The following is a 12,170-nucleotide window of genomic DNA, read 5'->3' as shown; positions in this document are numbered from 1 at the left end:
GTAGGTTAGATTGTCCACGTGTTACTGAGCAGTATGCCGAGGTCTTGCACCTCTCGACTCGCATGGCTTAATCGAACTCCGATAGCAGTGGCCTCTGGCAGGATCAACCAGAATTAATTGTACTCTTCGTACGCACACGTATCTGAACTTGTTCTAAGGAATTAGCGGTTACTAAACAAATTTCCGCATTGCCAGTATCAACGTCAGAACCAACTCTGGTCAAGCCAGGTATCGTTGGATCTCCATCAAAGAAAATTTGTGCTATTGTTTCGTCGTGTTGCTTGATTGAACACGGGCTATTACTGTATGTTTCAAGGATATTTATACCTTGTTACATGCAGTTTTTTCCCATCGGAACCAAGGCAGGTAAAACCTGCGTGTTTGATTCTTCATCAAGGGAATCTGAACTGTGAATTTCGTCGTGATTTTTCACGCATTCACGGGCTTACAATGTAGGGCATTGAGGTATATAAACCTTGTTGCCCTGATTGTTTTTCCCTCGGAACCGACACCTGTCCCTTTTGGGGGCGGTTTTCGTCGGTTCGTCATCAGATTTTGTGGATCTACATATAACACAGTCAACCATTTAAAGATGATCCCCCTGTTTTCCCCGTATATTCAGCCGGGATCTATTGCTGAAACAATATTCAGATTGCGGATAATCTGGAAATGGATTCCAATGCAGGAAAGATTCCGAAAATTACCGTTTCCAGGATCCTTACACAGATCCTGCGCGAAAGGGACAATCGCACACCCGGCCTGCGGGCCCCTGCGGATTTTTTTTGGAAGCGCGGAACGCTGAAAACGATGATTACGTCGGAGATTATGCAGGTGATAGCAATCCTGACCGGATCCTTGCCGCAATCGCGCATACACGAAAAGACGTGAAATCCGGGATGCAGGGGCCATTTCGATCTCCATGTGATCCCGTTCGGATCCTGATCGCGTTCAGCGGTACGCGGGATCGCGCATATTTTTCCGGGCCAGGGGCCTGAAAATGGGGGAGGTGCCGCATGTGTGTGGCAGTTATACGCATGGGACGAACCATGGCCGGACCCGTAGTATGCCCAGTGAACAGGTCCGGTTTACCGTGGCAGATGCCGGATCAAACTTGCACCCGCATCAGATCCCAAAATATCTGCCCGACCCCCTGCAGCTCACCTTGCAGTATTCCTATCTTATCTTCTGCTTTTTTTTCGTCATAATAATGCACTAATGTACTGGCACAATCCGGCTTTGGATTAAAACGACATGTAGGGGGTCGGACACATTTTTAGACCGGGAAAATTTATGGACGCACCAGATTGTTGCAGATCATTCGCCCACGCAAGCAGTGCATCTTTGACGGGAGACTGAATCCTTCTTGGAGAGAATCGACCCGCCACGGAAACAACCATGAACCCTTGAAAAATTATGCCCGACCCCCGCATCTGCCGTGCATCCGACCACCAAGAATTTATTGTTCTGCCAATATGTATTATCAAAAATATCGCAGTCTGACCATCCAGGTGAGATAATCCATGGCACCGTTCATCCCAAGAAGCAGTGCAAAGAGTGCAGTCCACTGGTTGAAAACCCCGTTTTCTGACGTCTCTGCATTCCAGGCCGTTGTCCAGTCATTCATCCTGAAAAACCCGTTCGGGTGCACATCCTATATGAGCGTAAGGAAGAGCCATCCGCCCGTAGAGAAGATCCGGGAGATGTACACGGCAAAGTTCCTGTACATGAATCCCAAAGGGAAACGCATCGGCTATGGGCTGGATATGTACGATTCTGTTGATGGCTATGAGACAGGCATTGCTGCCATCATCTCGAATATGGCCAACATCGCCTCCCATCGCGGGACGGTGAAGCACATAAAGGCCGCCGACCTCTTCTCGGTCACGCTGAAATGCCATGACCCGGACGGGGAGGTATATTTCCTGAGTATTGCCCGCGACCGGGTCACGCTCTCATCCTACCTGGATGACGCGATCCGTAAGCGTGTAGAGATTTGGACTGACTCTGTGCCGGCACTGGTATAGATCACGACACCAATAGATCATGCCACGATCACGCAAAGAGCCCGCTGATCGATCCGACGACGAGAACCATGGGTGTGAAACTGATGAGACTGAGCACCGCAACGATGGCAAGCCAGGCCAGGATCTCCGGTATCATGCCGAGAGCAGTTATCCGTGACAGGGCCCGGGCTCCCAGGTCCATGACCGTCTTTTTTCCCCCGGGTGTCATATCCTCGTCGCAGAAATGCGCCATGAAGCGGACGGTGAACACCATCACAGGCGGCCAGAGCACATGGGCAATATATCCCCCGGCATACGGCACAAACGAAACGGCACGGAGACCATACATGTAGAGCAGCCCGGTAAGGGTGACAATTCCCAAGGCAATAAAATAGTTCACGATCCCGATATGATCCATGGTCCTCTTGATAGCCAGGACGTTGAACGCCTCACGGACATATCCCGTCCGGGCGAACCGTATAGCCCCGACAATGACATACTGTGCAGCAATGAAGAGGATCACCAGCTGGATACCCAGAAGAATGAGGATAACTACCCATCCAAGAGTCGTTCCCTTGAGGAGACCGGGTAGTATTCCGCCATCGGCAACCGAATACCCGATGAACGCAAGGATGGAAGGAACAATGATCCAGACAAGCGGGATCGCGTTGACTTTGATACCATCAAGAATGAGTTGGATCCTGTTGTCGAACTCCGGGGGGGCAGAATCGCCTTTCAGGAGGCGCACGACATATCCCGAGATCAGGAAATAACACAGGAGCCCGAGAGCGATCAGGAGACCGGCCTCTCCCCAGGGCATAAGGGCCCAGTGTATCCGGTTGCTCTCGATGAGATTCAGGCTGCCGGCAAGCGATGAGAGCGCCAGCCATGGCAGGGCGAGCAGGACGAGGATCAGCCAGCGGGACCATCTTCCGGTCAGGGTCTCCCGGGTGAAGGCCGCAGATTCCCGGATAAAATGGCTGAGATCCATAGCGTATGCAATCAATGATTGGCATCAGGGGTACAAATAGGCATGTGGATCCTGGGCAGAACGCAGGAAAAACGGTGTAATAGAGAGAGATCTACTCCCTGTTTCTCATGATGGCCAACGCACAGCAGATGCCGATGCCGGCCAGGGGAATAAACACCGGCAGCGGTGACTTTGTAGGCTGGGATGCGGAAGTTGCTGGCGTGGTACCGGATACAAGCGTCCCGGATACTGCCGTGTAGCTTCCCCCGGTCACGGCAACCGACGATGTCCAGTCCTGGTACCCGCTCTCGCGCAGCACGATCACATGGTTCCCGGCCGGGATATCCGAAAGCACCATGGGCGTAACGCCCCGGAATGTTGTATCGAGATAGACATTTGCTCCTGATGGAGTGGAGCCAACCGTCAGCTGCCCGGTTGTATCGGATCCCGACGGTGCAGGAACCATGGTTGCCGTGATGACCTTGACCGCATTAGCCTGGACCGCCACGGTCTCGGTGTAGGTCTGGTAATCCGGCATGGATAGGCTGACCGTATAGCTTGCCGGTGTCAGCTGGGTGACATACACGGGGTCTCCCGGGTACGTGGTGCCTTTGTAATCACCGTTCACGGTGACTCCGGCTCCCGGGGGTATCGACTGGATCTGGAGGTCTCCGTAGGGGGACGACGTCGGGTACGGTGTCATCCCGGGGGCAAGGGTGGTTGTCCTGTCAGCGGAGATGGTAAACTGCTCCTCATGATCGTAATAGCCGGGCTTCTGGAGCAGGAGTTTGTGGCTGCCCGGGGAGAGCGACATCGTCTGATCGCCGTTTCCCTTGTAGATGCCGTCAACGTAAATATCCGCACCGAACGAGGTGATGTCCAGGAATCCGACTGCAACGGGGTTGGGATAGAGATTCGCATTGACAACCGTGGTTCCATAGTCATCCAGGTACACGCTGTCGCTCCACGTCTGGTACCCATCCATGGTGACGACGATGGTATGCCAGGAGTTGGGCGTAGCTGCGAAATCATCAGGGGTCGAATACCCGCAGTGGTAATCAACACAGAACGAGGCTCCCGACGGGGTCGAGTAGACACGGAACTGAGGGCTGTCAGCGGCAACCGGGGAGATCATGGCAACGAGGCAGACAAGAATTAATCCCATGAACACAAGGGACCGGCGATTCAGAGGCATAGTACCTGAATATTCAGGGATTGTATAAAAAAGGACCGGGTTAAAACCATGGCGGCCGATCACCCAAACTGAACCACTGGGAGGCATGACATCCCGGAGACGAAAGAAGCACCGGCGGCCCCGTCAGGCATGGTCACGGGGAGGATAGCCGGTGTTTTCACGGCAACGGGTTATCTCCAGCCGGAACCTGTACGTACCAGTCAGGATCTAACGTCCGGCGTGAAGTAAATATCCAAAGATATATCTCGCATCAGATAAAAAACGGACTCTGATTATTCCAGACGTGGATATTGTGCATCCTCCCTATGCAGTCCTGTATGTTGATGACGAGCCGGATCTCCTGGAAGTAGCAAAAGAATTTCTTGAAAGTTCACAGGAATTCGCTGTCGATACGCGAGTTTCCGCAAAGGAGGCATTACTCCACCTTAAAAACCAGCGATACGATGCTATCGTCTCCGATTTCCAGATGCCGGTCATGAACGGCATTGCATTTCTCAAGGAAGTCCGTTTATCCGTAGGCAATGTCCCGTTCATCATCGTCACCGGCCGGGGCCGGGAAGAAGTGGTCATCGACGCCCTGAATAATGGTGCGGATTTCTATCTCCAGAAGGGAGGTGATCCTGATGCGGCATATGCCGAACTTATCCACGTGCTTCGCAGGGCCATCCAGATGCGGCAGGCAGAGATCTCCCTTGTCGAACAGGAACAGCGCTACCATGATCTCCAGAATGCAACTGATCTGATCCAGAGTATCGCCCCGGACGGGCATTTCCTGTTTGTTAATAAAAAATGGCGGGATACTCTTCAGTACCGCGAAGACGAACTGGCTATGCTCACGCTCTTTGATCTCATCCACGAAGAGAGCAGGGAGCACTGCCGGAACCTGTTCCCCCGGGTTATTGGCGGAGAGGATGTCGGGATCATCGATTTCGCGTTCAGGGCCAAAGACGGGAGAACCGTGTACGTGGAAGGTTTTGCCAGCTGTAAAATACACGAGGGAAAACCGCAGTACACCCGGGGAATATTCAAGGACGTTACCGACCGTAAACTGACGGAATCTGCCCTCCGCGAGAGCGAGAACCGGTTCCGGACCATCTTCGAGAACAGCCCGTATCCCATCGCCATCAACAGCATGCCGGACATGAAATTTGTAACCGTGAATGCAGCGTTCCTGAACGTCAGCGGGTATGCAAAAACAGAAGTACTCGGGAAAACCCCGAGCGAAATCGGGCTCCTCTCAACCAATGATGCGACCCGGCTGGTCTCGCGTATGGGCATGACGGGCAGGATCGCGGACATGCCCCTCTCGCTGAAGGTAAAGGACGGGAGATCGGTCCATGTCTTCTTCTCAACAACTCCGGTCACCATCAGCAACCAGCCTGCCAGCATGACCATGATCCTGGAGGTGAAACCGCTGAACCAGGTCAATCCGGATCTGGTACAGAAGTCCGAAGAGTTCACTGCCCCAGATGAGGGAGTACGGGCAGATACTGAAGATCTCAGCCAGCGTGAACACACAAAGCGGGAGAACGAAGAGAAGGTCCGGATGCTGGCCGAAGAGTCCCCAGATGGGATCCTTATCACCGATCTGACCGGGATGATCCTGTTCTGCAACGGGGCAGCAGCGAATATCTTTTGTGCCGGCAGCGAACCTGACCGGATGAGATCGGCAAACCTGCTGGATTTCATTCTCCCTGACGCGAGAGACGAACTCCAGAAAAACTTCAACCGGAGCCCTCAGGAGAAGGAATGTTTCCCGCTGAACGCGGAAGCCATGACAATCTCCCGACGGAAGATCTGGATCGAGGGAACAGGAAAACGGATCGTCTTTGCAAACGTACCTGCCATCATCATCTCACTCCGGGATATCAGCGCCCGGAAACGCATGGAGGATGCACTCCGCCAGACCAACAAGCAGCTCAACCTGCTCTCCAGTATTACCCGTCACGATGTCCTCAACAAGGTTGCCATCATTCTGGGATACATCGAGATCACCCATATGGCCGGGGGTCCGCCACCGGATTACCCGAAACTCTTTGAACGGATCGAGTCCTCAACCCGGATCATCAAGTCGCAGATGGAGTTCACGCGGATCTACCAGAATCTCGGGACAAAAGAGCCGGAATGGCAGAAACCCGTAAAGAGCCTGGCGAGGGCACATCTCCCCGAATCCATCGTCGTGAAAAACGAACTGGGCGATCTTGAGATCTTTGCCGACCTCCTCATCGAGTACGTGTTCCAGAACCTTGCTGACAACGTGGTCCGGCATGGGGGAGAGGTAACGGAGATCCGGATGGAATCCCATCCGGATCCTGAAGGACTTACCATTGTCTTTGAAGATAACGGGAAGGGTGTCCCGGCTGCTGAGAAGGAGAAGATCTTCAAGAGGGGGTACGGGAAACACACAGGTCTCGGGCTCTTCCTTGCAAGGGAGATTCTTAGTATTACCGGCATTACCATAACGGAGACGGGCATGGAGGGGACGGGAGCACGGTTTGAGATACATGTCCCGGACAATGCGTACCGGTTTACGGGAACAGAGGTGGAATGAAGGAATTGCCATCCGGTTCTCTTCGTGGTCCTCTCACAGGATGTCACTTCCTGCCATGCTCGCGGATATAGGTATCAAGCGCCCGCCGGCTCGCATACCAGGTGTCATCCATCTTGGCGGCATCGAGAAGTCCTTTCCGGGCGGCAAGGCTCAGGTATTCCTGCGAGTACGGCGACTGTGCTGCCAGGTCACGTAAGGGGACAAGCGATTCATTTCCCCCGGAAACGGCAAGGTACCGGGAGAGGGCATCGCTGACAGCACGGGCGATGAAACACGTGAACGGTACGAGATTGCCGGTGTCCGCCTCACGGAGAGAACGATAATACTGCTGCCGGCTCTTCTGGTCAAGCACGATGGGGGGATATCCGTGCCGGAGAAGGTACAGGTTCCCGAGCAGCCGGGCGACCCGCCCGTTCCCATCAGTAAAAGGATGGATTGCCACAAACCGGTGATGGAGATAGGCGGTCGTCTCAACAACCGGCAGTTCCGGTTTTTTTATCTCCGCAATCAGATCATCCATCTCGCTAGCGATGTGCATCCAGTCCGTCGGTGAGCGGACTGCTCCGGTGATCCGCACGTTGCGGGTCCGGTATCGCCCGGCGCTTTCGAGAATTCCCCGTGTCACGACCTCGTGGACCTGCTGGATGGTGACATGACTGATGGGAGATTCTTCGCGTGCCAGCCGGACGATGAGGTCATATCCCTGCGCATTGTTGGTGGCCTCCAGATGCTCGCGGAGGGTCTTGCCCCCTATGGTGATCCCTTCGTCAAGAACGAGTTTGGTCTCGGAGAGCGTGAGGGTGTTCCCCTCGATGGCATTGGAGTTGTAGGTATGCAGGAGCCGCATCTCGTCGTGCAGCCGTGCGACCGTGTCCCGGTCGAGCGGACGCATTGCTTCGAGGCGCTCGTGCTTCTCACGGATCCATTTCATCAGCTGAGTATCGGGTTGTGACATATCGGTATCGGCAGTTTTTTGATTGATCCGATATTCGTGCGGGAGATATTGAAGGTATTGTCACGTGAAGAATGGATACGAGGAAATGGATGTGGGGATACCGGATCCCGGGCATGCGCCGCACGGGGAAGTGAGGAGATTCAGATAAACAAAACCGGCCTGCTGACCTATTCTGATGCGGAACCAGAGGTGGATTCTGACTCTTCCACCCTGCATATCTGCACCCAGATATCACCATAGAACTCTTCCTGCCGGAGTGTGCACCGCCCGTCAAGCGCAAGGAAGAGGAGCGGGATAAACACTTCCGGAATTCCCCACTCCATCCGCTTGCACAGTTCCGCGAGCGTCATCTCCTCGTTGATCTCCAGCCCTTCGAGATATTCCGCAAGCCGGGTCATGGAGGATTCCTGGAATCCTTCCTCGTGGGCGATGCTGACTACGTCGTCCGCATCGATCAGGGAATCGTCGGTAAGGTCTGCGGACCCGTTTGCCATCCTCCGGCGCCGGCGCTCCTCCTTCTCGATATTCTTGAGCTCGGTGATCAGCTCGAAGAGCGTGGTCGGGCTCTTTCTCATGTTCTTCCGGTCAAGCCGGCGCTGGATCTCGGTTTCCAGCCGCTCGATGGGGCCGAGCCGGCTGGAATAGGCGATATCCTCCCCGTCACCGCCCGCGTACCCGTCGCCGAACAGGTCGTCGTCCTCACCCTCCCCGGCATCGTCGGGTTCCTCCACGACGTCCAGCAGTTCGGACTTCATCCGGAGGAGCGTGGCTGCGTAGAAGAGCGTCCGTCCCGAGATCTGGAGGTTGAGTTCACGCCGCCGTTCCAGCTCGGAGAGGAAGCGGTCGGTCACCTCGATAATATCGATGTTCCACGGGTCAATCTCCCCGCGTTCCGCCAGGCCCACCAAGATCTCGACCGGGTCCTCGACAACCCCCATGGTCACCGGAGGAGATACGGTCTGGTCGGCAGGCACTTCACCAGATTCAGGTATTGTTTCGTTTGGGGGAACCTGTCCGGGATTCTCCCCGGCAATCTTTCCAGGCTCTTCAGCCATTCGCCTTTACCCCGGTAACGAGCGTGCTCTTGTCCGGCCGCAGCGTAACTCCCATGATCCGCTGGGCTGCCTCGATCATCGGCTTACGCAGCGAGACAATGACGAACTGCGAATTGGGTGCGAGTTCCGTGACCATGGAGGCGATCCGTTCCACGTTCGCGCCATCGAGAGACATGTCCACTTCGTCAAAGGCATAGAACGGTGCCGGGATATAGTGCTGGATCGAGAAGATGAAGGCAAGCGTGGTGAGTGACTTCTCGCCTCCCGATAAGGAGTTCAGGAGGTGTACCTTCTTGCCCCGGGGCTGCACGGCAAAGGTCATCCCGCCGGCGAACGGATCTTCCTCATTCTCGAGGACAAGGTGGCCGCTGCCGCTCGTGAGCCGGGCAAAGATCTCCCGGAAGTTCGTATCGATTGCCTTGAACGCTGTTGAAAATGCCTCGTACTTCATCTGCTCGAACTGCTGGATCCGCTCGATCAGGGATTCGCGTTCGGTGGAGAGCGTCTCCTTCCGTTCAGTACGCTCCGTCACCTGCTTCTGGACTTTGTCATACTCCTCGATCGCGAGCATGTTGACAGCCCCGATCTTCCGCAGGGCACCGTCCGCCTCGGCAATCTTCCCCTCGATCTCCGAGAGCGTCAGGTTCGTGTCCATTTCGCCGACCTGCTGCCTGAGCATTGCGATCTCGATGCCGAGCGTCTTTGCCCTCTCCTCGATGGCCACCAGCTCGGTGGTGATGCGTTCCTTCCCGGCATCGAGCTTCATCAGCTTGAGTTCGGAGTCCTGGATGTGCTGCGAGACCTCGCCGCGTTTTCCCCGCAGCTCGTCGAGTTCGCCCGAGAACTCCTTCTGCCGCTCCTCGAGGGCTGCGATCTGCGTCTTGTGGGCCGCGATCTGTTCTCCTGAAGTGGCAATCTCGGCATCGATCCGCTGGTTGGCCTCGTCCTGCCGCTTCCGCTCCTCGGCCAGTTCCCCGATCCGGACGGTGAAGTGCTGGCGGTCCCGCTGGGCATCGGTGATATCTGAATCCTTGTTCCGGAGCCGGCGCTCGGACTCCTCGATCTCCCGGCGCTTCTTCTCCATCTGCTCGGTGAGGGTAGGGATGTTGGTATCGTCAAGGCGTTTCTTGATCGCATCGATCTCGCCGTTCAGGGTATTGATCTCCCCGGTGATCGTGTCGAGATCGGCTTCGAGGGTAGTGAGATCCGTTGTGCTGCTCTTCGTCTCTTCCTGCTGCCGGGCAACCGCCGCCTCGATGGTCTGCTTCTCGACCGTGATCGCATCGAACCGTCGCGTGAACTCCTCGGTGAACATCCCGAACCGGGCCACTTTCTGGTCGATATCGTTCCGTGCCCCGCGTTTTGCGTCCACTTCCTCGGTGAGCCGTTTCACACCAGCTTCGAGCGTTGCCGCCTCGCCCTGGAGCTCGCCAAGGTGAGAACGGATCCGCATGATCTCGTCGTCCACGGCAGCCCCAAAGCCGCGGGGACCGGACTGCTTCTTCATGGAACCGCCGGTCATTGCCCCGCTCTTCTCGATCAGTTCGCCTTCGAGGGTGACCATCCGGTACTTCCCGATCAGTTTCCGGGCACGTTCGAGCGTATCGACAACGACCGTCCCTCCGAGCACAACAGAGAAGGCCCGGTCGTACTGGGGATCGTACTCCAGCAGGTTCACCGCATAATCGACAACGCCCGGCTCCTTGATCGGGGGTAACTGCGGGGGTTTGAGCTTGTTCAGGGGGAGGAACGTGACCCGGCCAAGCCGCTCTTCCTTCAGGTACCGTATCGCGTCCGCAGCGATCTGGTCGGTGTCGCAGACAACGAAGTTGAGCTTGTTGCCTGCTGCGATATTCAGGGCGGTCGTATACTCGGCCGGGGCTTTTCCCAGATCCGCAATCGTGCCGTGCACGCCTTCCATGGACGCGACCGCCTCGATTGCCCTCCCGCCGGATTCGCCCCGGGCCTGCTGGGCTGCTTCGAGCCGGATCGCGTCCTGCTCCCGGTCCCGGATCTCCGTTCTGAGCCGTTCAAGGGTCGAACGCTGCGCAAACAGCCCGCTCTCCAGCTCCGAGAGGTTCCGGTCTAGGTTCTTCTTCTCGGTAACGAGATCTTCCACGCTCTTCTGGCTGTCGGTGAGCTGCGTCTGCTTTGCAGCATACTCTTCGTCGAGTTGCCTGAGCAGGCCGGTGAGGCGTTCGAGCTCGGTGGTCCGCATCCGGCTCTTCTCGATGAAGAGGTCCTGCTGGTGGAGGATGCCCGACCGCTGCCCTTTCTTCTCCTCGACTTCCCGGAAGAGCGCAAACAGCCGGTCGCGGGCCCCTTCCGTGTCCTCGCTGTGCTGCTTGATCTCGGTCTCGATCTTCTCCAGCTGCGCCTTTGCAGTGGCAACCTCCATAGCGATGTTCGTGCGGTCGATGGTCAGGGTGCGGATCTGGTCCGTGCACTCCGCTACCCGGGTCTCCGCACGCTTGCTGTCCATGTACACGCGGTTGATCGCCTCAAGGTTCGTCTCCTTCTCTTTCTTCATCCGGACGATCGTCTGCTCGGCGAGCTTGATCCCGCTCTTGGCCTCTTCCAGCTCGGCGATGAGCTTAAGATAGTCGGCCCCGCTCTTCTTGTTGATCAGCTCGTCAATATCCTTTAAGTCCGCCTTCAGGTAGGAGAGCTCGTTCTCCTCGATCCCCTGGTCGGAGGCGATGCGGGTGAGCTGGATTTTGTGGTCCTCGGTCGAGTGCTGGAGCGTGGTGAACTCTTTCTCCCGTTCGTGGAGCTGGGCGGCGGAGCGGCAGTTCTGGTAGAAGGTGAGCTCGTCCTGCAGTTTCTGGTATTCGAGGGCATGGGTCCGCTCTTTCTTCAGCTCGTTTGCCCGCTTGGTCAGTTCGATTAAAAGAAGTTCCTCGCGCTCGATCCGCTCCCGCACGATGTCGAGTTCCGCGAGCGACTGCTGTTTCTTGGTATCGAACTCCGAAACCCCGGCGATCTCGTCGATGATCTTCCGGCGCTCGTTGTCGCTCATCTCCATGATGCGGGTGACATCGCCCTGCATCACGACATTATAGCCATGGGGGATGATGCCGGATTTTGCGAGATGCTCGACGATGTCGCTCTGCTTGCAGAGCCGCTCGTTGAGATAGTTGTAACTATAGTACCCGTTGCCGGTCCGCTTGATCCGGCGGCGGATCTTCGTGCCGTCGGAGAATTCAAGGGCGACCTCAGCGGTGTTCCGGCCGGAGTTCAGGTTGATTAAGTCCGTCAGCTTCTCGGCCCGGAGATTGTGCGAACTCGACAGGGCAAGAACAAAAAGAATCGAATCTATGATATTGCTCTTGCCGGAGCCGTTGGGCCCGGATATGACGGTAAAACCCTCTAAAAAGGGAATTTTTGTCTTTTTTGAAAAAGACTTGAAGTTATCGATCTCAAGTCCTGTGATATGCAAAG

At 55.9% G+C, this 12,170-nt stretch carries 8 protein-coding genes and 1 rRNA gene; 3 read left to right on the top strand and 6 right to left on the bottom strand.

Going from position 1 to position 12,170, the window contains the following annotated elements:
- Positions 1-114 (bottom strand): 16S ribosomal RNA (locus tag LUQ43_RS10760); the annotation flags it as partial.
- A 555-nt stretch (positions 115-669) separates the two neighbouring features.
- On the opposite strand from LUQ43_RS10760, the gene LUQ43_RS10755 reads away from it, so the two are divergent.
- On the top strand, positions 670-888 hold the full coding sequence (locus LUQ43_RS10755) for a hypothetical protein (RefSeq protein ID WP_299967406.1): 219 nt from the start codon (positions 670-672) through the stop codon (positions 886-888).
- Between the two features lie 632 nt (positions 889-1,520).
- Positions 1,521-2,024 (top strand): hypothetical protein, encoded by a 504-nt coding sequence (locus tag LUQ43_RS10750; protein ID WP_299967403.1) that lies wholly within the window; start codon positions 1,521-1,523, stop codon positions 2,022-2,024.
- 28 nt (positions 2,025-2,052) lie between these two features.
- On the opposite strand, the gene LUQ43_RS10745 is transcribed toward LUQ43_RS10750, so the two are convergent.
- Positions 2,053-2,994 (bottom strand): DUF4013 domain-containing protein, encoded by a 942-nt coding sequence (locus LUQ43_RS10745; protein WP_299967400.1) that lies wholly within the window; start codon positions 2,992-2,994, stop codon positions 2,053-2,055.
- A gap of 91 nt (positions 2,995-3,085) precedes the next feature.
- A complete protein-coding gene (locus LUQ43_RS10740; protein ID WP_299967397.1) occupies positions 3,086-4,168 on the bottom strand; it encodes a PEGA domain-containing protein in 1,083 nt (360 codons plus the stop codon).
- Between the two features lie 283 nt (positions 4,169-4,451).
- Here LUQ43_RS10740 and LUQ43_RS10735 point away from each other — a divergent pair, with 283 nt between their 5' ends.
- Positions 4,452-6,719, top strand: coding sequence for a PAS domain S-box protein (locus LUQ43_RS10735; protein WP_299967394.1), 2,268 nt, complete (start codon positions 4,452-4,454; stop codon positions 6,717-6,719).
- A 43-nt stretch (positions 6,720-6,762) separates the two neighbouring features.
- On the opposite strand, the gene LUQ43_RS10730 is transcribed toward LUQ43_RS10735, so the two are convergent.
- The 3 genes from LUQ43_RS10730 to smc form a co-directional block, all read right to left on the bottom strand.
- Positions 6,763-7,674 carry a Fic family protein gene (locus LUQ43_RS10730; protein ID WP_299967392.1) on the bottom strand — a complete coding sequence of 304 codons (912 nt, stop codon included), beginning with the start codon at positions 7,672-7,674 and terminating at the stop codon, positions 6,763-6,765.
- Between the two features lie 167 nt (positions 7,675-7,841).
- Positions 7,842-8,729 carry a ScpA family protein gene (locus LUQ43_RS10725; protein WP_363318514.1) on the bottom strand — a complete coding sequence of 296 codons (888 nt, stop codon included), beginning with the start codon at positions 8,727-8,729 and terminating at the stop codon, positions 7,842-7,844.
- Positions 8,722-12,168, bottom strand: coding sequence for a chromosome segregation protein SMC (gene smc, locus LUQ43_RS10720; RefSeq protein WP_299967390.1), 3,447 nt, complete (start codon positions 12,166-12,168; stop codon positions 8,722-8,724). The genes LUQ43_RS10725 and smc overlap by 8 nt, the downstream gene beginning before the upstream one ends.
- Positions 12,169-12,170: the final 2 nt, after the last annotated feature.

The sequence above is a fragment of the Methanoregula sp. genome, from assembly GCF_028679125.1.
GTDB lineage: Archaea > Halobacteriota > Methanomicrobia > Methanomicrobiales > Methanospirillaceae > Methanoregula.
The sequence above is the reverse complement of the archived record's forward strand: the minus strand, read 5'-3'. Positions and strand labels throughout refer to the sequence as shown.

What these genes read in the sequence shown, in the direction of transcription:
- LUQ43_RS10750 (WP_299967403.1), top strand. Translation starts at nt 1,521, where the DNA reads ATGGCACCGTTCATCCCAAGAAGCAGTGCAAAGAGTGCAGTCCACTGG.
- LUQ43_RS10755 (WP_299967406.1), top strand. Translation starts at nt 670, where the DNA reads ATGGATTCCAATGCAGGAAAGATTCCGAAAATTACCGTTTCCAGGATC.
- LUQ43_RS10725 (WP_363318514.1), bottom strand. Translation starts at nt 8,729, where the DNA reads ATGGCTGAAGAGCCTGGAAAGATTGCCGGGGAGAATCCCGGACAGGTT.
- LUQ43_RS10730 (WP_299967392.1), bottom strand. Translation starts at nt 7,674, where the DNA reads ATGTCACAACCCGATACTCAGCTGATGAAATGGATCCGTGAGAAGCAC.
- LUQ43_RS10745 (WP_299967400.1), bottom strand. Translation starts at nt 2,994, where the DNA reads ATGGATCTCAGCCATTTTATCCGGGAATCTGCGGCCTTCACCCGGGAG.
- LUQ43_RS10740 (WP_299967397.1), bottom strand. Translation starts at nt 4,168, where the DNA reads ATGCCTCTGAATCGCCGGTCCCTTGTGTTCATGGGATTAATTCTTGTC.